General features: G+C 35.1%; 24 protein-coding genes. 6 read left to right on the top strand and 18 right to left on the bottom strand.

Features of this window, described 5'->3' with window-relative positions:
* Positions 1-314: 314 nt before the first annotated feature.
* Complete coding sequence (locus HH304_RS14315) at positions 315-2,648, bottom strand: penicillin acylase family protein (RefSeq protein WP_169682809.1); 2,334 nt, start codon at positions 2,646-2,648, stop codon at positions 315-317.
* Positions 2,649-2,791: 143 nt separating this feature from the next.
* Here HH304_RS14315 and sucD point away from each other — a divergent pair, with 143 nt between their 5' ends.
* The gene (sucD, locus tag HH304_RS14310; RefSeq protein WP_169682807.1) at positions 2,792-3,664 is read left to right on the top strand and encodes a succinate--CoA ligase subunit alpha; all 873 of its coding nucleotides are present in this window, start codon (positions 2,792-2,794) and stop codon (positions 3,662-3,664) included.
* A 73-nt stretch (positions 3,665-3,737) separates the two neighbouring features.
* On the opposite strand, the gene HH304_RS14305 is transcribed toward sucD, so the two are convergent.
* From HH304_RS14305 to rpsT, 8 genes are all read right to left on the bottom strand, one after another.
* The gene (locus HH304_RS14305; protein WP_169682805.1) at positions 3,738-5,378 is read right to left on the bottom strand and encodes a M1 family metallopeptidase; all 1,641 of its coding nucleotides are present in this window, start codon (positions 5,376-5,378) and stop codon (positions 3,738-3,740) included.
* Positions 5,379-5,469: 91 nt separating this feature from the next.
* Positions 5,470-7,035, bottom strand: a complete 1,566-nt coding sequence (gene rny / locus HH304_RS14300) for a ribonuclease Y (RefSeq protein WP_169682803.1) — start codon at positions 7,033-7,035, stop codon at positions 5,470-5,472.
* Between the two features lie 69 nt (positions 7,036-7,104).
* On the bottom strand, positions 7,105-7,407 hold the full coding sequence (locus tag HH304_RS14295; RefSeq protein WP_169682801.1) for a cell division protein ZapA: 303 nt from the start codon (positions 7,405-7,407) through the stop codon (positions 7,105-7,107).
* Positions 7,407-7,712 (bottom strand): hypothetical protein, encoded by a 306-nt coding sequence (locus tag HH304_RS14290; protein WP_169682799.1) that lies wholly within the window; start codon positions 7,710-7,712, stop codon positions 7,407-7,409. Before HH304_RS14290 ends, HH304_RS14295 begins: the two co-directional genes overlap by 1 nt.
* An 82-nt stretch (positions 7,713-7,794) precedes the next feature.
* Positions 7,795-10,215, bottom strand: a complete 2,421-nt coding sequence (gene pheT, locus HH304_RS14285; protein ID WP_169682798.1) for a phenylalanine--tRNA ligase subunit beta — start codon at positions 10,213-10,215, stop codon at positions 7,795-7,797.
* 88 nt (positions 10,216-10,303) lie between these two features.
* Complete coding sequence (locus HH304_RS14280) at positions 10,304-10,888, bottom strand: DUF1684 domain-containing protein (protein ID WP_169682796.1); 585 nt, start codon at positions 10,886-10,888, stop codon at positions 10,304-10,306.
* Between the two features lie 10 nt (positions 10,889-10,898).
* The gene (gene radC / locus HH304_RS14275) at positions 10,899-11,588 is read right to left on the bottom strand and encodes a RadC family protein (RefSeq protein ID WP_169682794.1); all 690 of its coding nucleotides are present in this window, start codon (positions 11,586-11,588) and stop codon (positions 10,899-10,901) included.
* Positions 11,589-11,728: 140 nt separating this feature from the next.
* Positions 11,729-11,983, bottom strand: a complete 255-nt coding sequence (rpsT, locus tag HH304_RS14270) for a 30S ribosomal protein S20 (RefSeq protein ID WP_169682793.1) — start codon at positions 11,981-11,983, stop codon at positions 11,729-11,731.
* Between the two features lie 204 nt (positions 11,984-12,187).
* Between rpsT and HH304_RS14265 the strand changes: the two genes are divergently transcribed.
* From HH304_RS14265 to HH304_RS14255, 3 genes are read left to right on the top strand one after another with little or no spacing between them, the layout of a single operon-like run.
* Positions 12,188-13,114 (top strand): zinc dependent phospholipase C family protein, encoded by a 927-nt coding sequence (locus HH304_RS14265; RefSeq protein ID WP_169682791.1) that lies wholly within the window; start codon positions 12,188-12,190, stop codon positions 13,112-13,114.
* Positions 13,107-14,378 carry an aminopeptidase P family protein gene (locus HH304_RS14260; protein WP_169682789.1) on the top strand — a complete coding sequence of 424 codons (1,272 nt, stop codon included), beginning with the start codon at positions 13,107-13,109 and terminating at the stop codon, positions 14,376-14,378. The genes HH304_RS14265 and HH304_RS14260 overlap by 8 nt, the downstream gene beginning before the upstream one ends.
* A gap of 2 nt (positions 14,379-14,380) precedes the next feature.
* Entirely contained in the window at positions 14,381-15,160 is a 780-nt protein-coding gene (locus HH304_RS14255) for a hypothetical protein (RefSeq protein ID WP_169682788.1), read from the top strand.
* Positions 15,161-15,214: 54 nt separating this feature from the next.
* On the opposite strand, the gene tsf is transcribed toward HH304_RS14255, so the two are convergent.
* The 9 genes from tsf to HH304_RS14210 form a co-directional block, all read right to left on the bottom strand.
* On the bottom strand, positions 15,215-16,045 hold the full coding sequence (gene tsf, locus HH304_RS14250) for a translation elongation factor Ts (RefSeq protein ID WP_169682786.1): 831 nt from the start codon (positions 16,043-16,045) through the stop codon (positions 15,215-15,217).
* A 101-nt stretch (positions 16,046-16,146) separates the two neighbouring features.
* Positions 16,147-16,929, bottom strand: a complete 783-nt coding sequence (gene rpsB, locus HH304_RS14245) for a 30S ribosomal protein S2 (protein WP_169682784.1) — start codon at positions 16,927-16,929, stop codon at positions 16,147-16,149.
* A 50-nt stretch (positions 16,930-16,979) separates the two neighbouring features.
* Complete coding sequence (rpsI, locus tag HH304_RS14240) at positions 16,980-17,366, bottom strand: 30S ribosomal protein S9 (RefSeq protein ID WP_169682782.1); 387 nt, start codon at positions 17,364-17,366, stop codon at positions 16,980-16,982.
* A gap of 6 nt (positions 17,367-17,372) precedes the next feature.
* Positions 17,373-17,816, bottom strand: coding sequence for a 50S ribosomal protein L13 (gene rplM, locus HH304_RS14235; RefSeq protein WP_169682780.1), 444 nt, complete (start codon positions 17,814-17,816; stop codon positions 17,373-17,375).
* A gap of 122 nt (positions 17,817-17,938) precedes the next feature.
* Positions 17,939-18,652 carry an RluA family pseudouridine synthase gene (locus tag HH304_RS14230; RefSeq protein WP_169682779.1) on the bottom strand — a complete coding sequence of 238 codons (714 nt, stop codon included), beginning with the start codon at positions 18,650-18,652 and terminating at the stop codon, positions 17,939-17,941.
* Positions 18,639-19,721, bottom strand: a complete 1,083-nt coding sequence (locus HH304_RS14225) for a sensor histidine kinase (RefSeq protein WP_333908758.1) — start codon at positions 19,719-19,721, stop codon at positions 18,639-18,641. The genes HH304_RS14230 and HH304_RS14225 overlap by 14 nt, the downstream gene beginning before the upstream one ends.
* Before the next feature lie 13 nt (positions 19,722-19,734).
* Positions 19,735-20,430 carry a response regulator gene (locus HH304_RS14220; RefSeq protein ID WP_169682775.1) on the bottom strand — a complete coding sequence of 232 codons (696 nt, stop codon included), beginning with the start codon at positions 20,428-20,430 and terminating at the stop codon, positions 19,735-19,737.
* A 46-nt stretch (positions 20,431-20,476) separates the two neighbouring features.
* The gene (locus tag HH304_RS14215) at positions 20,477-21,295 is read right to left on the bottom strand and encodes a DUF3108 domain-containing protein (RefSeq protein WP_271711626.1); all 819 of its coding nucleotides are present in this window, start codon (positions 21,293-21,295) and stop codon (positions 20,477-20,479) included.
* Between the two features lie 3 nt (positions 21,296-21,298).
* Positions 21,299-22,327 (bottom strand): aminopeptidase, encoded by a 1,029-nt coding sequence (locus HH304_RS14210; protein ID WP_169682773.1) that lies wholly within the window; start codon positions 22,325-22,327, stop codon positions 21,299-21,301.
* A gap of 130 nt (positions 22,328-22,457) precedes the next feature.
* On the opposite strand from HH304_RS14210, the gene recA reads away from it, so the two are divergent.
* Together recA and HH304_RS14200 are read left to right on the top strand one after the other, a co-directional pair.
* Positions 22,458-23,498, top strand: a complete 1,041-nt coding sequence (recA, locus tag HH304_RS14205; RefSeq protein WP_169682771.1) for a recombinase RecA — start codon at positions 22,458-22,460, stop codon at positions 23,496-23,498.
* A gap of 190 nt (positions 23,499-23,688) precedes the next feature.
* The gene (locus tag HH304_RS14200; protein ID WP_169682769.1) at positions 23,689-24,213 is read left to right on the top strand and encodes a YfiR family protein; all 525 of its coding nucleotides are present in this window, start codon (positions 23,689-23,691) and stop codon (positions 24,211-24,213) included.
* Positions 24,214-24,250: the final 37 nt, after the last annotated feature.

Raw genomic sequence — 24,250 nt, 5'->3', positions numbered from 1 at the left:
GTATCATCCTGAAAGTCCTGACAAGCTTTTAGCTTCGTCATGGGGCCATTTTATTATCAAAACCCTTATCGGATTCCGGTGAGGGTTTTTTTATGCCCTGATTTTTATAGTACTAATCGCCTCAATACTCACACTTACACTATCTCTTTTTACACCTGCCATGACACCTGCCAGAAAAGTCTGTTAAACTATGGATAATCAGTTGTGCATATTGAGATTAGTTTTATTATGTTCTTAGTTTATGAATGTATTGATTTAAATGAAAAAGCCTTATCAAAATGATAAGGCCTTAGTGGGATTAATATTTTTATTAGTTACCGATAGTATTCACTAGCATAAGATGAGTTAGATGTAATTTCCTCTTTTGTCATTAACATTGGACGCCATTGTCCATTGACATACATTTCTGCCTGATCATCATACCACTGACTTCCATAAACTCCGGATTGACCTGTTGGAATAATATTTACTGAGTGCGGCACATCCGAAAGATTAACGATTTTCCTCATTGAAGGTCCTGCATGTATTTTATAAGGAAATGTATTTAAACTATATAGATAATTGTTTAGTGATTCGTTTGTAGAACCTACTTCGAAAGGACCAACATTGAAAAGTTTATCAAAGGGTTTTTGACTTCCAATTGGATGTTCATGAGTTAGTATATGATCTTTTTGCCATTCTTTGAAATCTCTATCATTTACCATGGTGATTATTTTATTAATTATAGTTTCAGGTGTTTCGATTTCCTCAGTGTTAATATTGTCAAACCAGACTGAATTTCTTTCAGTGATGATTCGCTCAATAGAACGCTTATACACATGTGTACCTAAAAAGCTTTTATATAACTTATCTCCTAATTCATCCTTAAAAACAAATTCTGATAGCTTATTAATTGCAAATTGGACTTTAGAAGCAGTTGTTGAAGTTCTGTTATACTTTCCATTAAACTGTTCTAATTCAGTTTTAAGGTTTCCTTTTGCATACTCTGACATCCATTTACTTAATAGATGAGCAGTATGGCTATAATTATCAAGTTGCATTTTCTGTACATAGCCAATGTCAACTATTTCTTTTTCATTTAATAAGTTCTTGATTCTATATGCTCGATCATCTGGCAAATAGTATCCAGGTATTGTAATTGAATCAACAGGAGATAAAGACTGGTTATTTGCCGAATAAACGTAGCCAGACTCAGGATTTATTGATTTTGGGTTTACAGAGAATGGGTAATAATTCAGGATATCATCTTTTCCGGTTACTCCATCCAGAAATATTTTTGAATTGCCTTGATTTGATCTGTTCGGAATTTTTGCAGCTGCATACCATGCAATATTCCCTAAAGTATCAGCGTACATCACATTTAAACCAGGAGCATGGACTAACTCTATTGCTGATTCTATTTCTTTAAGATTAGATGAATGTGAAAAGTTATAACAAGCTTTCATTAATTGATCATCAAAATTTAAATAAACCCACCATAAACTAATCGGGTTTTGTTGATCTTTTAATTCTTCTACAACATCATTTATCACTATGCCATGTATTGTCTTTCTGTATGTTTTAGTAATTGTGCTATCTCCTTTAACATTAAATGTTTCATGAATTAATTCATATTTCATGTCTTCATTTTTGTATGAATATGAATTATCAGAAGCCTTTCTTCCGAGATAAAGATCCATATCATCATTTTCAAACATAGTAAATCCCCATGTATGCCTTAGGGTATGTCCAATTATTCCAAATGGAACACCAGGTAAGTGGCTGCCGTAAAAGTTAAATTCGGGTGTGACTATATGCGCTTCATACCAAATAGCAGGTTGTGAAAAGCTGATATGTGGATCATTTGCAAAAATAGGAGATCCTGTTGAAGATCTTTTCCCTGATACGATCCATGAATTTGACCCAATTAACATTGGAAGGGACAATTCATTTATCTTTTCACTTATTGATAATGCAATTGCTTTAAAATCAGAAGAATCATTTGTTGTTATATTCGATTCGATTGAGATTGCTGAAGAATCAAAATTTACAGCTAGTCCTTCGAAATATTTATTTCCTAATTCCGACTTAACGTATTGAAGTATTGGTTCGGTTTTAATCGCCATAGCAAATGAAAAGGACATGTAACCTGTCACGTGGTAAATGTCTTTAATAGTAAATGGCTTTGGATCTGTTCCTAATAAGTAATACTCTATCGGCTTATTTTCTTTTATATATTCATTTACCCCTTCCACATAAGCTTCCATTCCTTTGGCCCACGGTGAATTTGGGTTAAGTTTCTCTATACTTTTTTCAGCATGATTTGATATTTGCAGAGCACGAAGAAACTTGTCATTCTCTAGCATATCTTTTCCAAATAATTCGGCTAAAGTTCCGCTACCAATTCTTCTGAAAAGATCAATCTGGAAGAACCTGTCTTTTGCCTGGGTATAACCTAATACCCGGTATGCATCAATTTCATTTTTTGCATAGATATGAGGGACACCATGATGGTCGTATATAACTTTAACAGAGTCAGACAAAGTTGAGATTTGTTTAGATTCCTCATAATCAGGGCTAAAGGAATTTAACCATAAGAAAATAGAAAAAGCTAGAATTGTGCCCAGTACAATGAGACCTAAAAAAACTTTAGTTACAATTTTTTTCATTTACCACAAACGATTTAGAATGATTGAAATGAAGATAATAACTTTCTTTATTTTTTAGGGCCAAGAATGAATTATAAATCGTTAACTTTTGATATTGGGTCTTGATGCCCTATTTTTGTGACCAAAATTTTACAATAGCAGATATGAGCGTACTAGTAAATAAAGATTCAAAAGTTATAGTTCAGGGCTTTACCGGTTCTGAAGGTTCTTTTCATGCAGAACAGATGATCGAATACGGTACAAATGTTGTGGGAGGTGTAACTCCTGGAAAAGGTGGTCAATCTCATTTGGGTAAGCCGGTATTTAATTCTGTATCTGACGCTGTAAAGGAAACAGGAGCAGATGTATCAATTATCTTTGTTCCACCAGCATTTGCAGCTGATGCTATTATGGAAGCAGCTGATGCTGGAATCAAAGTAATAATTACTATCACGGAAGGAATTCCGGTTAAAGATATGATCACTGTTAAAGATTATATCAGTAATAAAGATGTTGTTCTTATCGGACCAAACTGTCCTGGTGTAATTACTCCTGGTGAGGCTAAGGTAGGAATTATGCCTGGATTTGTTTTCAAATCTGGTAGAATTGGTATTGTTTCTAAATCTGGTACTCTTACTTACGAAGCTGCTGATCAGATCGTAAAAGCTGGCTTAGGAATCTCTACTGCTATTGGTATTGGTGGAGACCCAATTATTGGTACTCCAACTAAAGCAGCAGTGCAAATGCTTATGGAAGACCCTGAAACTGATGCAATCGTAATGATTGGTGAAATCGGAGGAAACTACGAAGCAGAAGCTGCAAAGTATATTAAAGAAACAGGAAACAAGAAGCCTGTTGTTGGATTTATTGCTGGACAGACAGCGCCTCCAGGTAGAAGAATGGGGCATGCTGGTGCAATTATCGGTGGAAAAGATGATACTGCTGAAGCTAAGATGAAGATTATGGCTGAGTGTGGTATTCACGTAGTGAAATCTCCTGCTGATATTGGAGAAACAATGAAGAATGTATTAGCCTAAGACTATTTATAAATAGTTAAAAAGGCTTGGGACGTCCGTCTCAAGCCTTTTTTATTTGTGCAATTTTATTAGTTTAGTTAGCTGCTTCTTTTGTGAAGATATAAAACTGACCAGTAGCGACATCGATATTTACATCATTATCATCCAGCTTTAATTTTTGCCAGGTAGTCGTTGGAGTTAACCTTTTGTTTTCATTTCCTATAATGACATCTACCGGCATGTTAAATCCGTCTACTACTCTCGTCCAACGATATTCATATTTCTTTCCATTTTTCTTCCATTCAAGAACCGGTATATCTGTGGTTCTTAAATATTGATTAAACAGAGGCTCTAAATCCATATTAAGTTTTTCTTCGAAATAACTTTGAACGATTACTGTGTTAACAATAGATTTTTTATGGTCTAAAGTATAGCTTTTGAACGTTTTCCACCATAAATCATCATTATTAACCACATGCCTCAAGGTATTTAAAAATAATGCTCCCTTAGGATACATGTCTCCTGAACCTTCTTTATTGACACCGTAAGGGCCAATAATTGGTATGTCATTTTGTACGTTTCTTTTCAGACCATTTATGTAGGTCATAGCATCTTCATAACCCCATCGGCATTCAGTATATATCACTTCTGTATATTGAGTAAAGCCTTCATGAATCCACATGTCAGCTATATCTGATGAAGTGATGCTGTTTCCATACCACTCGTGACCTGTCTCATGAATGATTATAAAGTCCCATTTTAAACCAACTCCTGAACCTGACAAGTCATGACCAAGATATCCTTTCAGATATTTATTGCCATAGGCTACTGCACTTTGATGTTCCATGCCGAGATATGGAGTTTCAACTAGTTTATACCCATCTTCTTTGAATGGATAGAAGCCCATTTTCTCCTCAAAACATTGCATCATCGGTTTGACTTCCTCAAATTGAACTTTTGCTTTTTCAAGGTTTTCCGGAAGTACCCAATAGTCAAGATCCAGATCTTTGTATGTATCACTGAAATGAACATAGTCAGCGATATTAACAGTTACATCGTAATTATTAATTGGATTACTCACAAACCAATTCCATCTGTTATATCCATTTGCTAAGGAGTCAACGCCTCTGAATCTACCATTAGATATGTTTTTTAAGCCTTCGGGAATAGCAATGCTAATTAACATACTATCCGGTTCATCACTTTGATGATCTTTATTTGGCCACCATGATGAAGCACCAAATCCCTGACAAGCAACTGCAATAAAATGATCTCCGGATGGAGTCTTATCAAATACAAATCCACCATCCCAAGGAGCTTTTTTTGCGATTGTAGGTTTTCCTGAATAATAAAAATATAGAGACTTGACTTCATTGATAGTATATTCAGATGGTAGGTCAATAAATACCGCGTTAAATTCTCTTGTATATTTTAACAGTTCACCGTCCAGTTTTATACTGTCTATTTTTAGGTTATCAAATAAGTCTATTTGAATTCTACTTGTAGGTTCGACAACTCTAAATGTGATTTGATTATAGCCGGCAATAGATTTTTCTTCCGGGTTAATTTTTATGTCCAGGTGATAATATTTTACATCATAACTAGTACGCTCAGCTCTAAGTCCTCCACGTAAACTATCTGCTCTTGTTGTCTTTAAATCATTATGTAAAATTTGAGCATCAGATATGATGGTAGTTAAAAAGATGGTTATTAGTGATAGAAAAATCTTATTCATAAGTCTGAGTTTATTGAGTAACTATAAGCTAAAATAATACAAAAATAAAAAAGCCGGTATTTAACCGGCTTAAGAATATTTTGATGAGTAATTATTTAGCGTAATTGACAGATCTCATTTCCCTGATAACAGTGACCTTGATCTGACCAGGATACTGCATATCTTTCTCTATTTTTTGAGAAATATCAAATGATAATTTACCTGCTGCATCATCTCCAACATTTTCAGCATCAACGATTACCCTTAGTTCGCGTCCTGCCTGTATAGCATAACACTTTTGAACCCCACTGAAACTTAATGCAAGCTCCTCAAGCTCTTTTAATCGTTTAATGTATGATTCCATGATTTCTCGTCTTGCGCCTGGTCTTGAGCCGCTAATTGCGTCACAAGCCTGTACTATTGGAGATATCAGGGAAGTCATTTCAACTTCATCGTGGTGAGCTGCAATTGCATTAACCACTTCAGGATGTTCTTTGTATTTCTTTGCCAGTTCACCACCCAGGATAGCGTGCGGAAGTTCCGGCTCTTCTGGCCATACCTTACCAATATCGTGTAGGAGACCTGCTCTTTTGGCAAGTTTAGCATTAATTCCTAACTCAGATGCCATTGTAGCACAAAGCTTTGCAACCTCTCTAGAGTGTTGAAGAAGGTTCTGACCATAACTAGATCTGAATCTCATCCTTCCAACCAATTTGATCAGTTCCGGATTTAGACCATGTATTCCAAGGTCAATAACAGTTCTTTCACCAATTTCGACTATCTCTTCCTCTATATGCTTGGTAGTTTTAGCCACAACTTCTTCAATTCGTGCTGGGTGGATTCTACCATCCTGAACCAGTCTATGAAGTGAAAGCCTTGCAATTTCTCTACGAACAGGATCAAACCCTGAAATAATTATTGCCTCTGGTGTATCATCTACAATAATTTCAACTCCGGTTGCAGCTTCAAGCGCTCTGATATTTCTACCTTCACGACCAATAACCTTACCTTTAATATCATCACTTTCAATATTGAATACACTGACACAGTTTTCGATTGCATGTTCAGTAGCGGTTCTTTGAATTGCTTCAACGACAATTTTCTTAGATTCCTTTGTGGCAGTAAGCTTAGCTTCCTCAATAATATCTTTGATATATGAATTAGCTTTTGTTTCCGCTTCATCTCTTAAAGCTTCAATTAACTGCTCACGAGCTTCATCAGCAGTAAGGTTAGCTGCTTTTTCTAGAATTGCTACTTGCTGTTGTCTGGTTTTTTCAAGTTCTTCTTTTCTTTTCCTTACAAATTCCAGTTGCTCTTCAAGGCTTTCCTTAGTTTTATCAAGTTCATCCTCTTTTCTTTTTACTTGCTCAAACTGCTTAGAGATAGTAGACTCCCTTTGTTTAAGCTTATTTTCATTAGTGATGATTTGATTCTTTTTCTTATTAACCTCTTCTTCGAAAGATTCTTTCAGTTTAAGGTATTTTTCTTTTGCTTCTAGAATTTTTTCTTTTTTGATTCTCTCTGCCTCTGATTTGGCCTCAGTTAATTTAGCCAATGCAACTTCTTCTGCTTCTTTAATTTTCTTATTGTTTGAAGATTTTAATAAGAAATTAGCGATGACATATCCGATTATTAATCCTGCCAAAGCGGCAAAAACAGGTATCACCAATTGGTCCATAGTTTTACAGGTTTTATAGTTTATATCCTGTATTCTGAATGTAAAGGGATGAAAGTTGAAGAAATTGAATTATATATCTGTATCGCTTAGAGTTTCATCTAAGACTTTATTCAGGTTTTGGATTCTATGCAGAGCTGATTCTGTAACTTGACCAGATGATGCTTCGATTTTAAGCTTATCAGCCATAACATCAAAAGCTACCATCGCTAATAGGTCTTGCATATCATCAAGTCCGAAACGGTCTCTGTAAGCCTTCAATTTATCGTGAAGAAGCTTACCCGCCTTTCTAATTCGCTGTTCATCTTCCGGGTGTACTCTCATCGGGTACTCCCTGTTACCAATTTTAATTCTTATGGATAACAGCTCTGCCATTATTGTTCAAAATCGCTCAACGCCTCTATGCATTTGTCGAGCTCAGATATATATTGATCTAATTTGCTTTTCAACTCAGTAGTATCAGTCCCTTCAGACAGAATACCGTCTACAATACTACTAATTTTTAATTTATTTTTATATGCATCTAGTTCATCGTTTTTACTTTCTATTTGCCTTTTTAATGATGAGTTCTCATTTCGTAGCGAATGCAGCTCATCTTCCTGCTTTCTGTAAGCAGTTTGAAGGAGTTTTATTTTACGCTCCAGAGAGTTTAATGCATACTCTACGTCTTCCTGCACCATTAGCAATTACAAAGTATCAGTTTGAACAGAATACTAGACTTTAATATACAGACTTATTAAATAAATACACAGTATCAAAGAATTATTTTCTGATGTATGCGCCATTCTCCTCTTCAAAGGCTTTGATCAATCTATTCATACTTTGATCTATCATTTTGTCTGTCAGAGTTTTATCCTTATTTTCAAGAATGAAACTAAGAGCGTATGCTTTTTTACCTTCTTCAATCTTATCACCTTCGTAAACATCAAACACGTTTATGTTTTTCAGATGTTTTCTTTCTGCTTTATAAGCAGTAGCAGCAAGATCATCAAAAGATATATTTTTATCTATAACCAAAGAAAGGTCTCTTCTTACCTCAGGGAATCTTGAGATTTCATCATATTTCAGGCTATTGTCTTTAAGCTTTAACATCATATCCCAGTCAAACTCAGCATACCATACAGGTATTTTTACCTCATTAATTGATGTTAGCTCATTTTTAACTATACCAAACTTAACCAGTAGCTTGTTGTTAACTGAAATTGAAAGGCCATCAGCCAGGATCCCGTCAGAGATTCGCTCCTTAGTAATTGTATTGAAGTTAAACTTTTCAAGGATTGTCATCACTTTCCCAAAAAGCCAATGAAAATCAGATTGAACAGCTTTACCCTGCCAGTTTTCTTCTTTTGAATCACCAGTTACAAAAAGAGCTAACTTATAACCTTCCGAGTATCCTTTTTCAGTTTTTTTATAAGTTTTCCCTAATTCAAATAACTTAAGGTTTTGTTGCTTTCTGTTTTGGTTTCTGGCAATTGCTTCAAGCCCTCCGAATAATAATGTTTGTCTCATCACGCCAAGATCTTCACTTAGCTTATTTAGAATAACAACATCTTCCTCACTTTTTAAATCTTCTACAGATTCAGCGTATTGAGGTTTTGTTAATGAATTAGACATTATCTCATGAAATCCAAGACTGGCAAGATAATGGGCAGTAGTTGTATAAATTTTACCCGGATCTTTTTCGTCAAAACTACTTAGGAAATCAGCGCTTAGTGTTTCGTTAAGAGGTATGTTATTCAATCCGTAGATTCTTACAATCTCTTCAATAACATCAGCTTCTCTCGTTACATCAACTCTGTACGTTGGAACCGTAGCTGTAAATCCGGTTTCGGTTTCATCAGATACTTTTATTTCCAGTCGATTAAGAATTTCTTTAATTCTGTTTCTATCTATTTTTATTCCAATTAACCTGTCAATGTTTTTGTATTTAACATCAATCTGCACAGGAATTATCGGGGTTTCATAAATATCAATTGTTTTACCAGTGATTTTACCTCCTGTAAGCTCTGAAATTAGAAGTGCGGCTCTTTTTAGGGCATAAACGCAAATATTAGGATCTGTTCCTCTTTCGAACCTAAAGCTTGCATCAGTTTTTAATAGATGACGTTGGCTGGTAGATCGAATGTAGTTTGGATTAAAATAAGCGCTTTCAAGAAAAACTGTGTCAGTAGATTCAGATACACCACTTTTCTTACCTCCAAAAACTCCGGCAATACACATTCCTTCATCATTACCATTGCATATCATCAGGTCATTTTCATGTAGTTTCCTTTCCACATCATCGAGAGTGGTAAAAGCAGTATTTGAAGGAAGAGTTTTTACCCTGACTTCATTTCCTGCAATTACTGATGCATCAAATGCATGAAGAGGTTGACCCATTTCATGTAAAACAAAGTTTGTTACATCAACAACATTGTTTTTTGGCGTTAATCCAATTGCAAGAAGACTATTTTGAAGCCAATCCGGAGAAGATCCAACTTTAACATTTTTAATTGTGATACCTGCATACCTAGGACATGCTTCTTTATTCTCAACAACAACGTTAATAGGAGCTTCTTCAGAGCTAATAGGGAATTCTGATGTCTCAGGCCATTTAACAGCATTGCCTGTAACTGCATGAATATCTCTTGCAACACCAATGTGAGAGGTTGCGTCAGATCTATTCGGTGTTAATCCGATTTCAATTACCTGATCCGATTTGATGTTTAAATATTCTGATGCGGGAGTGCCATTTGGAAGCTCTGTTTCTAAAATCATTATTCCATCGTGGGAATGACCGATTCCTAGTTCATCTTCAGCGCATATCATACCAAAAGATTCCTGGCCCCTGATTTTTGCTTTTTTGATTTTAAATGGTTCTCCTCCTTCAGGATATAATGTAGTTCCTACCGTAGCAACTAAGACTTTTTGTCCGGCAGCAACATTTGGTGCGCCACAAACAATTGTTGACGGTTCTTCCTCGCCAATATCAACGGTAGTAATCTTCAGTTTATCAGCATCAGGGTGTTTTTCACATGTAAGAACTTCTCCTACAACAACACCTTCAAGGCCACCTTCTATTGTTTCAAATTTTTCAATTCCTTCAACTTCAAGACCCGTTTGCGTAAGCATTTCTTCAAGTTCTTCAGTTGTGAAATCATTAATATCTATATATTCTTTCAGCCAGTTAAGCGAAATTTTCATGATTTTATTTTAATCTGATTTTAAAAACTCAAAATTAAACAATATCCTTTGTGAAAGCATAAAAAATATCAATCATATGACTTTATTCTTATTCTTTTTCTCCTGCATTCACAGATATATTAAGATGATTGCTTCCTGGAGGGATTGGGCAGCTGTAATCATGCACATAGGCACAGTAAGGAAAGTAAGATTTGTTAAAATCAATTAAGACTTTTCCAGCAGATTTAAAAGGAATTTCGATATACCTTCCTCCGCCGTATGTAGATACGCCATTAGTCTCATCGGTAAATAAAAGATGATATTCATCAGGAGAGTCTTTTGTTAAAGTAAACAGGATTACTTCAAATGGAGTGTTGTCAATTTCAAAGGACGCCTTAGCAGACTTAAAGTAAGTCATTTCTTCTCCGGAAGTGCTATTTATTTTTACTGGCTCTATAGGTCGAATCGGACTTAGTGTAGCTTTGATAGCAAAACTTTCATTATAGTCAAAATAGTTGAGGCCTTTAAATTCGATCTTTGCTTCATTGAAAGGAGAGTTCTGGGAATTTGTAAAAAACTGGTGTCTTTCTTCTTTCCAGTTTTCCCAGCTTTTTTTGCTTCCTCCCATCATATTGAAGATTGTAAGACCAATAAGAAATACTATAGAAACAATAATTATTATCTTGAATTTCATATCTGATTAATTATAAAACACCTTCATCTGCCATGCTAAAATAGCCATTATTTGTAATTATCAGATGGTCAAGTACGGGAACTTCAAGAAGTATTCCTGCTTCTTTGATTTTACGAGTGAGTTGAAGGTCTGCCTGACTAGGTTTTAGGTTTCCGGAAGGATGGTTGTGGGATAGTATTACACCAGAGGCGGTATGATCAACAGCCATTTTGAAAACAATTTTTGGGTCAACGACTGTGCCTGACACACCTCCGCTACTTGTTTTTATTGTTTTTATAACCCCGTTTTGTCTGTTAAGTAAAATTATCCAGAACTCTTCATGAGGTAGGTCTTTCATTAAAGGTGAGAGGATATTGAAGGCATCAGTAGAGCATGTAATTCGCGAGATATTTTTCCCTTCAGGCTTTCTTCTTCTGCCTAACTCAAGAGCACTTACAATACTAATAGCTTTAGCTTCACCAATGCCTTTAAAGCGCATAAGTTCGGCAATAGTCATTTTAGCCAGTTTGTTTATATCATTGTCAGTACTGTAAAGAATTTTCTTGCAGAGATCCACCGCTGACATTGACCTTGTTCCTGATCCGATAAGGATTGCTAATAATTCGGCATCACTTAAGGCCGATTTGCCTTTGGTAAGTAATTTTTCTCTAGGCCTGTCTTCTTCAGCCCAGCTCCGTATGTTGAGGTGTTGATCTTCCATTCGAGCAAATAACGAATGGCATTATAAAAAATGCAAGGTAAACGGCTAATTGGGCTTTTTGTGGATCTCAAAATATCGGGAAACAAAAAAAGCCTTGCCTGAATTTAGGCAAAGCTTAAATATTTTAAGAACAGCTTAAATTATGCTAAGCCGTTAACAAATTTTCTCAATTTTGACTTTTGGTTAGCTGCTTTGTTATCATGAATGATATTTTTCTTTGCTAACTTGTCAATCATTGAAGAAACCTTGTTGAAAAGTTCCTGTGCTTCAGCTTTATCATTAGTATGTCTCAGACGTTTGATAAACGTACGAGTAGTTTTATGCTGATAACGGTTTCTCAATCTTCTAGCAGCGCTTGAACGAATTCTCTTTAATGCCGACTTATGATTTGCCATTTATCTATACTTTATCTTGTTTCAAATTTAGGAGTGCAAATGTACGAATTTTTTTATAAACACAAAGTACTATTTGCATTTTCTGTATAAAATTAATCTCCTTTTTTTCAATTGGTTACAAAGGTAATGAATTTTATGAGCAATAATGAATATTTTAGGCACATATTACAGAGAGTTATCACATTGAAATTGAGATATTTTTAGATGATTAATAGAAGCTTGAAATCCTGGTTAAGTATAGTTATACTGATTCTTTTACCATCCCTGATTTTTTCATGGGGATTCTTTGCTCACAGAGAAATAAACAGGAGAGCAGTGCTCACTTTACCTCCTGAGATGATTAAGTTTTACAAGCATTTTTCCTCCTATTTAAGCGAGCATTCGGTAGATCCTGATAAACGAAGGCATTCTGTGCCTGAAGAGGCTCCGCGACATTATCTGGACGCAGATGCCTATGGTGATTCTGCTGTATTTCTGTTGCCAAAATACTGGAGTGATGCTGTTGATTCACTTTCTGAAGACACGCTGAATGCCTATGGAATCTTACCTTGGCATGTTGAAAGAATGTGTAATAGACTTACATTAGCTTTCAAAGAAAAAAATGTTGATAAGATAATTCAGCTTTCTGCCGAATTAGGGCATTATATTGGCGATGCGCATGTGCCACTTCACACTACAATTAACTATAATGGCCAGTTAACAGGGCAGGAAGGGATACATTCATTTTGGGAAACGCGATTACCTGAATTGTTTTTTAAAGATTTTTCATTAATACCAAGAAAAGCAAAGTATATTCAGAAGACTCAACTCGAAATCTGGAGAATAATTGGAGATAGTCATGAACAACTTGATCTTGTTTTTAAAGCTGAGTTAAAGGCGAAAGAAAATATTGACGAGTCATCTCACTATAGTGTTACTTTAAGAAATAATGTTGAAGTGAAAAGGCCTTCATTCGAACTTTCGAGTGAATATCATAAACTTTTGAATGGTATGGTAGAAAGACAAATGATTAAATCAATAAACAGCATAGGTGATTTCTGGTTTACATGTTGGGTTAATGCCGGCCAACCGGATTTAAATAAATTATTAAAGCGATATAAAAAAGCCAATAAGAAAAAGAATAATGGATAAACATAAGGAGTATTATATCAGGAGGAGAAAAAGGTTTGTTGAACATCTGTCTGATTCGACAATTGCAGTTTTAAAAAGTAATGACCTGATGCCAACCAATGCAGATGGCAACTATCCTTTTGTACAGGATTCAAATATTTATTATTTAACTGGCATTATTCAGGAGCAAACGATTCTGGTTATTAAAAAAGATAATGGTAATGTTTTTGAGACCTTATATATTAGATATTCGGATGATCATACAATTATCTGGGAAGGAAGAAAACTATCAAAGGAAGAGGCATCTTCTATTAGTGGCATTAGTGAAATTAAATGGGTAAAGGAATTTGAAGAAGATTTTGCAACTGAAATAAATAGTTTCAATTCTCTTAGTTTATTGGATGACTATCCACGAAGGACGGCTCCTGAGGTATTTAGTAATAATAAGAGATTTTTAGAAAGTGCTCGAAACTTATTTCCTAAGAAAGAAATCAAGGTGGTAAATAAGGTTTTTCAAGATTTAAGAGGAGCAAAAGATGAGCTGGAAATTGAATTGATGTCAGAAGCTTGTAATATCACCGGAGATGCCTTTAAAAATGTATTGAAACAAATAAAACCCGGAAAGACAGAGAACGAAATACAAGGAGTATATTATTATGAGTTTTTAAAACATAACGCAGAAGGTTTTGCATATGAGCCAATAATAGCCTCTGGGAAAGATGCTTGTATCCTTCATTATATTAGAAATAATAAAATAATTAAGGACGGTTCATTAGTGTTGATGGACGTTGGGGCACGGTATAGACACTATAGTGCTGATCTTACCAGAACGGTTCCTGTAAATGGAAGGTTTACTAAACGTCAAAGGCAGATATATGATATAGTATTAAAAGCACAGAGATACACATTTAGTATAATTAGTGCAGGAAAAACCCTAAAGAGCATAAACTTAGAGGCTGGGGAATTTATTCAGGAGTTATTACATGAAAATGGATTATTAACTAAGGAAGAAGTCGCTAACTCTACTAAAGAGAATCCAGCTTATCGTAAATATTTTATGCATGGCACATGTCATCACCTTGGAATTGATACTCATGATATAATTTCATCAGAAGAACCATTGAAGGAGAATGCTGTGATAACAGTCGAGCCTGGCTTATATTTGATTGATGAAGAGATTGGGATCAGACTTGAAAATGATGTCGTGGTAAAGAAGGACGGTATAGTAGATTTGATGAAAGATATTCCGATTGAAGCAGATCATATAGAAGAATTAATGAATTGAAGATGTTAATTAAAAATTTAAGAATTTTTTATTTATTCATTTTTGTAATTGTTTTTGGATGTTCTGAGAGTTACAAAATTGATGATGAACCCTGTGTATATGATATTTGTGACCCAAGAAGACCTTATGTAGAATCTTTATCTGGCAGGCACCTAAGAGCATTGCAGAATAGTGGTAGTGGGTATGATTTTTATCTATATAATTCAACGGGAACTGAAATCGTAGATACATTGCTTATATGTAATCCATTGGAAGAGGGAGTAGAGTTTAATGGAGAGTTATTTTTGGTTACGGCAAATATTAAAGTTGAATGCCCTGAAGACGGTAATGAAATAGGTGTTGCGTATTTAGAAAGTGTGGTAGCTGAGCCTTTTTGTACAGTGCAAAGAACAACTATTGAGGAAGGAGTTGGTTTGTTTAACACAACCTGGAAGTTAGTAGGGGAGATTGATCAGGATAATGAAATTAACTACCCAACTTGTGATTATATAGGAGCAAATTTAACTATTGTTAATTCAGGAACATCAGAATTCACTGGAGGGTTGAATACTTTTAAAGGATTAGCAACAGTATCAGGAAGCCAGATAATGTTTCAATTTGATCAAACTACTACCGTTGAAGGGTATCAAAACACGGTAAATTATGAAAGTCAAATTATTGATAGGTATTTTTCAGGAAGTAATCTTAGCTTCACCAATAATAGTGGTGAGCTTAAAGTCTGGGAAGAAACAGGAAGAGTAACTGATACTTTGTTATTTGTTGTAGATAATATGAATGAATAAAAAAAGCACTTCTTAGGAAGTGCTTTTTAATATTTCTTGAATCCAGCTAATAAATTAACCGATAGAAATTCTTTTGAATTCAGAAACAGTCAATCCGTTTTTAACACCGTTTAGGTATTGAGAAATTGATTGGCTATTATCTTTAACGAAAGCTTGCTCAAGAAGAGTGTTTTCCTTGAAGAACTTGGCAAGTTTACCCATAGCAATTTTTTCAACAATTTGCTCAGGCTTACCTTCAGCTCTAGCTTGCTCTTTACCGATTTCGATTTCTTTTTCTACAGTTGCAGAATCAACGCCATCTTTATCAAGAGCAACAGGGTTCATCGCAGCAATTTGCATTGCAACGTCTCTTCCAGCATCAGTCAAGTCACTTCCGTCTGTATTTTTCAAAGAAACAAGAACGCCAAGTTTGTTACCTGCGTGAACGTAAGGAACAACTTGCTCACCTTCCATTATTTCATAAGAAAGGATGTCGATCTTCTCTCCAATTTTACCTACAAGCTCAGTAATTTTATCTTCAACAGTTTCATTACCAATTTTAACTTGCTTAAGCTCGTCAATAGTAGCAGGGTTATTGTTGAAAGCTGCATCAGTAATACTTTCACCAAGTTTGATGAATTCTTCATTTTTTCCAACGAAGTCAGTTTCGCAACCAATAGCGATGATAATACCTTTAGATTTATCATCATTAGTTCTTACGAAAACGCTACCTTCATTTGTTTCGCGGTCGCTTCTTTTAGCAGAAACTTTCTGACCTTTTTTTCTTAAGATTTCGACAGCTTTGTCGAAGTCGCCGTCAGCTTCAACCAATGCCTTTTTACAGTCCATCATACCGGCACCGGTCATTTGTCTTAGTTTGTTAACTTCTTTTGCAGTAACAGCCATGATTATCTTGTTTATATAAGAGATCTAGATCCTATTAAAAAAAATTGAACATCGAAAGAAGACCTTCAATGTTCAATTTAATATATTATTTTAAAGTGCCATTATTCTTTATCAGCACCTTCGTTTACTTTTTCGCCTTCGTCAACGGCGCGCTTCTTGTTTTCCTCATCCTTCATTTTAGAGTCTTCCTTGTCTTTCTTGCGCTCCATTAATCCTTCTTCGATTACTGTTGCGATATGACCAATTAGAAGCTCTACAGATTTGTAAGCGTCATCGTTAGCAGGGATTGGATAATCAACTAGAGTGGGGTCAGAGTTGGTATCCACCAATGCGAATACTGGAATATTGAGCTTTTGTGCTTCTTTGATAGCAATATGCTCACGCTTTATATCTACTACAAATAGCGCTGCAGGCAGACGTGTTAAATCTGCGATACCACCTAAAACTCGCTCTAATTTTTCTCTGTCACGAGTAATCATTAGACGCTCTCTTTTAGCCAGGTTCAGATAAGCTTCTTCTTTCATCATCTTATCGATACCAGACATTTTCTTAAGTGATTTTCTGATAGTTGCGAAGTTTGTAAGCATACCTCCCAACCAACGCTCAGTAACGTAAGGCATTTTTAATTTTCTAGCATTTTCAGCTACGATACCTTTTGCTTGTTTCTTAGTAGCAACAAACATGATTTTTCTTCCTGAGCGTGCAATGTTACGCAACGCGTGGGATGCTTCGTCAAGACTTGCTAAAGTCTTGTTGAGGTCTATAACGTGGATCCCGTTTTTCTCCATGAAAATGTATGGAGCCATTTTAGGATTCCACTTACTCTTTAAATGTCCGAAATGGACACCAGCATCCAATAAGTCTTTGTACTCTAGTTTTGCCATTGAGTAGTTTAATTAACAATATTTTAATTTTCTTAGTCCTGTTATCAGGATTAACGTTTCGAGAACTGGAATCTTCTTCTCGCTTTGCGACGGCCGTATTTCTTTCTTTCGACCATTCTTGGATCCCTTGTAAGGAAACCTTCCTTCTTTAACGCAGGTCTGTGCTCCGGATTGATCTCGGTTAATGCTCGAGAAATAGCAAGGCGTAATGCCTCAGCTTGTCCGGCGATTCCTCCACCATCAAGGATAGCCTTCACGTCATAGCTTCCATCCTCTGATACAAGTACAAGAGGTTGTTTAACTATAGTCTGAAGAATACCAGATGGGAAGTATTCGTCAAGAGCTCTGTCGTTAACGGTGATTTCACCTTTACCGGGCGTCACGTAAATTCTCGCAATAGAAGTTTTACGTCTTCCTATGGTATTGATTACTTCCATTAATTATTAAAGTTTAATTTCTTTCGGTTTTTGTGCTTCATGCGGATGTTCTGTTCCCGCGTAAACATAAAGATTACTGAAAATCTTACGGCCTAATCTGTTTTTAGGTAACATGCCTTTAACTGCCATTTCCAATACTCTTTCCGGCTTCTTGTCTAACAACTCCTTCGGAGTAGCGAAACGCTGTCCCCCCGGGTGTCCAGTGTGACGAACGTATTGTTTAGCAGTCATTTTCTTACCTGTAAGATTGATCTTTTCTGCATTAATAACAATTACGTTGTCCCCACAATCAGCATGTGGAGTGAAGTTCGTTTTGTTCTTCCCTCTGATCATTTTTGCAACCTCACTTGCAAAACGTCCTAATACTTGTTGTTCAGCGTCAATGATAACCCACTCTTTGTTAACTGTTTCACTATTCGCTGAAATAGTTTTATAACTCAATGTATCCACTTTTATAAAGCTTTAAATTTTCCAATACATATATGGTCCCCTCCAAAAAGGGACACAAAGATAGACGTATTAATTTTGAATTCCAACAATAGGAGGCAAATATCGGTGAAATAGTTTGATAATCACCTGTTTTTGCTCAATTGTTTGACTGCTACAGCAAAATCTTTTGGATATGGAGCTGAAATCTTTATGTTTTTACCTGTTAGATCGGCGAATGAAACTTTATAGGCATGAAGTGCTACCCTTTGAATCAATGGTGATTCATCTTCATGTTTACCTATGTTATAATTTTTTTTCAGCTTGCTTAAATAAAGCGGTTTTCCACCATAAGCTTCATCGCTTGTGATCGGTGCTTTAAGAAAACTTAAATGTACCCGTATCTGGTGCATCCTTCCCGTTATTGGACGACATGCAACAAGAGTATGATTTTTGTAGGCTTCAACAGTATCAAAATAAGTGAGAGCGTCTTTTCCTTCTTTAAAATCTATAAACACAATTCCTTTTTTTAATATTTTAATTGGAGCTGTGGCCTCTAGATCTTTAAATTCATGCAAGCCATCGACAATGGCATGATAAACTTTTTTAACTTTTCTTTTTTCGAAAGCAATCGAGACGTGGCGATATGTTTCGGGATTTTTTGCAATAATTAATGCCCCTGAGGTCTCTTTGTCTAATCGATGACATATTTGTGCACCTTCACAATATTCTTTTGCTAGTGTTAAAATATTGACATTAGAGGTTCTGTCTTCAAGTGTTGATATATGAGGGGGTTTATTAATTATAAATAAATCGTCATCCTCATAAACTATTGAATCTCTTATATCAAATTTTTTCATTTGTAATTTGTTTTCCTTTAACCAGGTGATTGCTATCTCCTTTTTTTGCCAAAGGTAACGTAAAGAAAAACAAAGTTCCTTTTCCTGGAGTACTTTCGAGTTGAACTTTTCGATTATGGCCGTCAACAACGTGTTTTACAATTGCTAAACCTAAGCCAGTACCACCTTTTTTCTTAGTTCGGCTTTTTTCCACCCTGTAAAATCTTTCAAATATTCTGTGGGTATGTTCTTTTGAGATTCCTATGCCGTTATCTTTTATTCCGATATAAGCTTCACCATTTTTTCTTTTTAAAATTATCTCAGCTTTACCACCATCTTCTGTATATTTTATCGCATTTGAAGCTAGATTAAGAATTACCTGATAAAGCCTTCTCTGATCACCATAAACCATAAGGTTGGGTTCAGAATCTATTGAGAAGCCAATTTTAATGTCTTTTTTCTCTGCTTTATCTTCAAGTTCATCAATTACTTCTTCACACATGTGATAAATGTTGAAGTTTTCGAAGTGCATCCTGATTTCTCCTGATTCCATTTGTGAAAGGGTAAGTAAATCATGGACCAGGTTATCTAAAGCATCGAGGCTTTTGGCGGCTTTTTTGAGAAATTTAGTTCTGACAGTTTTATCTTTTATTGCTCCATCGAGTAATGTATGAACAAAACCCTGGGCAGCAAAAATTGGAGTTTTCAATTCATGGGAAACGTCAGCAAGAAAGTCTCTTCGGAACTGTTCCAGCTTTTTCAGCTCTTCAATTTCTCTTTCTTTAATAGAGGCAAAGCTGTAAATTTCGTCATACAGTCTGCCAAAGGGGCTTGATTTCTTACCGAGGTCTTCTTTTAATAAGCTATAGTCTTCCCCCTTCATATGTTCTAGAATCTCATAGACTTTTTCAAGTTCTTTTATGAATAAAAACTCTAGGACTATATAGCTTAGTAGATAGGAACTTGCAAATGTCACGAGTACAATTACCACATGGGTTGTAGTGTCAAAATCACCCCATAAAGAAATAAAAGCCACACTTATTAGAGCTACACAGATACCAATAAGTAAAGAAATAATTTTAGAATTCACCAGTAACGACTGTTTACTCTTGTTCAAATTTGTAGCCAACCCCTTTTATTGTTTTGATATAATCTTGTCCAACTTTCTCTCTTACTTTTCTTACATGAACATCAACTGTTCTAGCAAGTACAAATACATCGGAGCCCCAAATGTTTTTTAATAGTTCATCTCTATTGTAAACTTTAAGTGGGTTATTAGCTAAAAAATAAAGTAATTCAAATTCTTTTTTTGGTAGACTAATTTCTTCTCCATCCCTAATTACTTTATATGAAGTTCGGTCAATAACTAAACCGGGAAAAGTTAATATGTCTGAGCTGTCTTCTTTAGAATCCTCTCTTCTGAATATTGCATTTAAACGACTTAATAATGCCCTTGGTTTAATTGGCTTGGTAATATAATCGTCTGCACCAACATCAAAAGCTGCTACTTCTGAATATTCTTCTGATCGCGCTGTGAGAAAAATTATAAATGTATTTTTTAGATCAGGCATTTCTCTGAGTCGTCTGCATGTTTCAACGCCATCAATGTCGGGCATCATTATATCAAGAAGAATTACATCTGGGATAAAATTTTCAACTAATGTAAGAGCCTCCTTACCACTTTTCGCAGATTTTGTGTGAAATCCTTCCTTTTCTAAATTGTAAGAGAGAAGTTCAATAATATCTCTCTCATCATCTACAATAAGGACTTTCTTGTTTTTTATCTTCTTGTCTTTCATGTGTATATCAGAATCGAATCGAAAATACCTGTTTTCATTTACTTATTCAAATATCACCGAGATCATTCTTCAAACCTTCAACACTTGTGATGTCAACTTCAACTGCTCCGATGAACATTTTTGCTCTAATTTTTAAAGGAATGCGATTTTTGTCGGCGCTAATCCATGCTTCAATACTATCTTCACCATCAAAAACTTCATTATCAGGCATTACTGGGGCGATTACGTAAGCCTCCATTTTACCCAGCTTTGTTTTAATTGTTTCTTTTCTAAGATACCTCAATTGAAACTTATACACTTCATCATCAAAGAAGCCAGAGAGGTCCACTTGATCTCCCGGGTTATAGGAGTCAAAATTTAATGTTCTGAAAAAATAGTAGCCACTGACCAGGTCAAGTACATTTTGAGGAACTTGAAAGGAATTTTTATTTTCAACTGTTTTAGAATCTTTACTCAAGTATGTAACATGAGCCTTGCCAGTCTTTTGATCGAAATCAACAATTTCATTTTTCCTATACTTATTTTCTTTTATAAAACGATAAAACCTATGAGGGATAAGTGCTGCTGTATCCATATAAGTTCCCCATCTATCATCCACCTGATAAAACATTTCTACAGCACCTGATGTGCTACCTTTAATGTCAATTCTGTAGCAAGGTCGATCATTTAATTTGTAGATTTTATCGCTGACTGTCATTGTGGCTTTTGCGGCATTGAATATTCCATAATGAATACGGTAATTCAGTACCTCGCCAGGTCCAAAGCTTTCCTGTTTTAATGACCGATATGAATTGTCTTGAACGGTAAAAGCTGACATGACTAATATTGTCAGTATTGCCAGATATCGCAATGCAACTTTCATCATTATTTAATTATAGTTTTTTATATAATCACTAATCATCTCTTTTATATCGCCATTGTACTTAACGATTAAAATAGAATCAAGCATTTTTCTATGTCCTGTATACCTAATAAATGACATCAGGTATGCATTGTTTAATTCTCTTTTTTCAAATATATCGTAGTAATCTTTATTGTTGAATGAAATTGACATCATTTGACTTTTAATTACTTCGATATATCTGTTTTTTACTTCACTTTTATATTTTTCAGGCAAATAGCTAATCGAGTTATATAATCGATCAAGTTTTGCTGTTTGGCTAACCATATAGTTTATATACGAATTTCTGTCAATAAGTTCATTTGTGAAATTTTTATAGATGTTACTTTGGTTTCCATATTTTTTTTCAACGTATATCAGTGCACCTTTCGTGCCAAAAAAAGAAGCCAGATTTTCGTTAAATGTCAGGCTGTCTTTTAAAAACAAGGTTCCATGGAATAATTCATGAATTAAAGTTTCTGCCAGACTAGCTTCCCCATCATAAAGCATACTAGATAATACGGGGTCATTAAAATACCCAAGGGTAGACCAACCTCCAGCTGTTCTAATGTAAGCATCAAGTCCTTCATCAATGATATTCTCATATTCTGTTTTGGCCATTTCTTTATCAAAAAAACCTTTGTAGGAAAAGGAACCAATTATCGGGAAAGACCATTCTTTAGGGGAGAAACTAAATGGTGAACAACCACTAACAACAAACATAAGAGGATCATTCCCATGATCATAAAACTCTGTGTAGTTGTCATTTTTTTTAAGCCCCAAGTCATTAAATGCAAAATTTCTGATTTCATTTACAGAAGAAAGTAATTCAGCAGTGGAGTCCGGAAGAGTTTTTGAATTAAGTAATTCATTAATTGGGACTGAGTTATTGATAATAGATAATTGGCCATAACCTTGTTTTAAACCATAATAAATTAACTTGTGGTTCCAGGTTAATGCCACAAGAATGATTATAAAGGTTACAAGTGTTATTTTAGATTTTTTTGTTTTAAACATAATTATCAATAATGCTAATAAATATAAATTGCCCTGAACGAATAATCTTATATAAACGTTTATTTGTTTGGCAATTGCCCTTAATGATGTAAATTCGATCGTTGAAATAAATAATAAAAATAGAATAAAAATGGCAGATAAGTCTGAAAAAAATGAAAAGCTGAAGGCGCTGCAGCTGACTATAGATAAACTTGAAAAAACCTATGGGAAAGGCACAATCATGAAGCTTAGTGATGAGCGAGTGGTTGATGTACCTGCAATCTCTACCGGTTCGGTTGGATTGGATATTGCCTTGGGTGTTGGAGGTCTTCCTCGAGGAAGAATTATCGAGATTTATGGTCCTGAATCTTCTGGTAAGACAACTTTAGCAATGCATGCGATAGCTGAGGCTCAAAAAGCAGGAGGTATGGCAGCAATTGTTGATGCTGAGCATGCTTTTGACAAGACTTATGCTGAAAAACTTGGTATTGATACTGAAAATTTACTTATATCTCAGCCAGATAATGGTGAGCAGGCTTTAGAGATTGCTGAACACTTAATCAGATCAGGAGCTTTAGACATTGTTGTTATAGACTCTGTTGCTGCTCTTGTTCCAAAAGGGGAGTTAGAAGGTGAAATGGGAGACAGTAAGATGGGGCTTCAGGCGAGATTGATGTCTCAAGCGTTACGAAAGCTTACCGGAGCAATTAACAAAACTAAGTGTACATGTATTTTCATTAACCAGTTGAGAGAAAAGATTGGGGTTATGTTTGGTAACCCTGAAACGACGACTGGTGGTAACGCATTGAAATTTTATGCATCAGTAAGACTTGACATAAGAAGAATCGGACAGATTAAGGAAAGTGCTGATTCGATTCAAGGAAACAGAACCAGAGTAAAGGTTGTGAAAAATAAAGTAGCACCTCCTTTTAAAGTTGTTGAGTTTGATATTTTATATGGAGAAGGCATTTCCAAAGTTGGAGAAATAATAGATATAGGAGTGGAAATGGGGATTCTTGACAAGGCCGGAAGTTGGTTTAGTTATGATGGAAACAGACTGGGTCAAGGTCGGGAAGCAATTAAAAAACTTATCCTTGATAACCCTGAATTAATGGAAGAATTGGAGAAAAAGATTAAAGATAAAATCTCAGGTAAAGATCAGGAAGAGAAAGAAGTTGTGAAAGAGAAATGATCGTATTAAAGTAACTCATTGTATATTAAGCAGTAATGATTCATTACTGCTTTTTTGTTGCTCATTTTACTTTGAGTATAAATATTTTAAGAATATAGTACTTTTTTAAGCTTACAATGACAGAGTTAAGGTTACTATTGTAATCTTTGCAGTATAAATAACTGATAATTGTACTCTAATTAATCAAATTATGAAAATGAATGGTGTGAAGAAAGGATTTCTAGCCTTCGGATTTACATTATTTTTTGGGTTAGCAGCATTCGCCCAAGGAGATTTAGAAAACGTGCAGTCGATGTTCATTCACCACTTTATCAAGTACATTGAATGGCCAGCGACGAGCAGCAATGGAGATTTTGTAATCGGAGTAACTGGCAACGATGCCTTGTTCAAAGAAATTGAGTCAAAACTAAATGGAAAGCCTAGGCCTGGAGGGAAGATTGTAGTTAGAAAAATTAATAGTGCTTCTCAGGTTAATGGATTGCAAATAGTTGTTTTAGGCAAAGATGGCACGAAAGATTTCGATAATTATAAAGCTCAGACAGCAGGGAAGCCAATTTTGCTAATTACTGAAGAAAGAGGTTTAGGTAAAAGAGGAAGTTCAATTAACTTTATCGTTGTGAATGGTAAGTTAAAATTTGAACTTAATAAATCAGTTATTGACGCACAGAAGTTAAGGGTTTCTTCAAGCCTTACACAAGTTGCTGTTATGATTTAAGAATTGTTTTTGTTAATTAGAAAGGCCGAAATCTAAC

The organism is Marinigracilibium pacificum, assembly GCF_012926615.1.
GTDB lineage: Bacteria > Bacteroidota > Bacteroidia > Cytophagales > Cyclobacteriaceae > Mangrovivirga > Mangrovivirga pacifica.
The sequence above is the reverse complement of the archived record's forward strand: the minus strand, read 5'-3'. Positions and strand labels throughout refer to the sequence as shown.

Bases quoted from the DNA above. Each gene is read 5' to 3' on its own strand.
- HH304_RS14315 (WP_169682809.1), bottom strand. From the start codon at position 2,648: ATGAAAAAAATTGTAACTAAAGTTTTTTTAGGTCTCATTGTACTGGGC.
- sucD (WP_169682807.1), top strand. From the start codon at position 2,792: ATGAGCGTACTAGTAAATAAAGATTCAAAAGTTATAGTTCAGGGCTTT.
- HH304_RS14305 (WP_169682805.1), bottom strand. From the start codon at position 5,378: ATGAATAAGATTTTTCTATCACTAATAACCATCTTTTTAACTACCATC.
- rny (WP_169682803.1), bottom strand. From the start codon at position 7,035: ATGGACCAATTGGTGATACCTGTTTTTGCCGCTTTGGCAGGATTAATA.
- HH304_RS14295 (WP_169682801.1), bottom strand. From the start codon at position 7,407: ATGGCAGAGCTGTTATCCATAAGAATTAAAATTGGTAACAGGGAGTAC.
- HH304_RS14290 (WP_169682799.1), bottom strand. From the start codon at position 7,712: ATGGTGCAGGAAGACGTAGAGTATGCATTAAACTCTCTGGAGCGTAAA.
- pheT (WP_169682798.1), bottom strand. From the start codon at position 10,215: ATGAAAATTTCGCTTAACTGGCTGAAAGAATATATAGATATTAATGAT.
- HH304_RS14280 (WP_169682796.1), bottom strand. From the start codon at position 10,888: ATGAAATTCAAGATAATAATTATTGTTTCTATAGTATTTCTTATTGGT.
- radC (WP_169682794.1), bottom strand. From the start codon at position 11,588: ATGGAAGATCAACACCTCAACATACGGAGCTGGGCTGAAGAAGACAGG.
- rpsT (WP_169682793.1), bottom strand. From the start codon at position 11,983: ATGGCAAATCATAAGTCGGCATTAAAGAGAATTCGTTCAAGCGCTGCT.
- HH304_RS14265 (WP_169682791.1), top strand. From the start codon at position 12,188: ATGATTAATAGAAGCTTGAAATCCTGGTTAAGTATAGTTATACTGATT.
- HH304_RS14260 (WP_169682789.1), top strand. From the start codon at position 13,107: ATGGATAAACATAAGGAGTATTATATCAGGAGGAGAAAAAGGTTTGTT.
- HH304_RS14255 (WP_169682788.1), top strand. From the start codon at position 14,381: ATGTTAATTAAAAATTTAAGAATTTTTTATTTATTCATTTTTGTAATT.
- tsf (WP_169682786.1), bottom strand. From the start codon at position 16,045: ATGGCTGTTACTGCAAAAGAAGTTAACAAACTAAGACAAATGACCGGT.
- rpsB (WP_169682784.1), bottom strand. From the start codon at position 16,929: ATGGCAAAACTAGAGTACAAAGACTTATTGGATGCTGGTGTCCATTTC.
- rpsI (WP_169682782.1), bottom strand. From the start codon at position 17,366: ATGGAAGTAATCAATACCATAGGAAGACGTAAAACTTCTATTGCGAGA.
- HH304_RS14230 (WP_169682779.1), bottom strand. From the start codon at position 18,652: ATGAAAAAATTTGATATAAGAGATTCAATAGTTTATGAGGATGACGAT.
- HH304_RS14220 (WP_169682775.1), bottom strand. From the start codon at position 20,430: ATGAAAGACAAGAAGATAAAAAACAAGAAAGTCCTTATTGTAGATGAT.
- HH304_RS14215 (WP_271711626.1), bottom strand. From the start codon at position 21,295: ATGATGAAAGTTGCATTGCGATATCTGGCAATACTGACAATATTAGTC.
- HH304_RS14210 (WP_169682773.1), bottom strand. From the start codon at position 22,327: ATGTTTAAAACAAAAAAATCTAAAATAACACTTGTAACCTTTATAATC.
- recA (WP_169682771.1), top strand. From the start codon at position 22,458: ATGGCAGATAAGTCTGAAAAAAATGAAAAGCTGAAGGCGCTGCAGCTG.
- HH304_RS14200 (WP_169682769.1), top strand. From the start codon at position 23,689: ATGAAAATGAATGGTGTGAAGAAAGGATTTCTAGCCTTCGGATTTACA.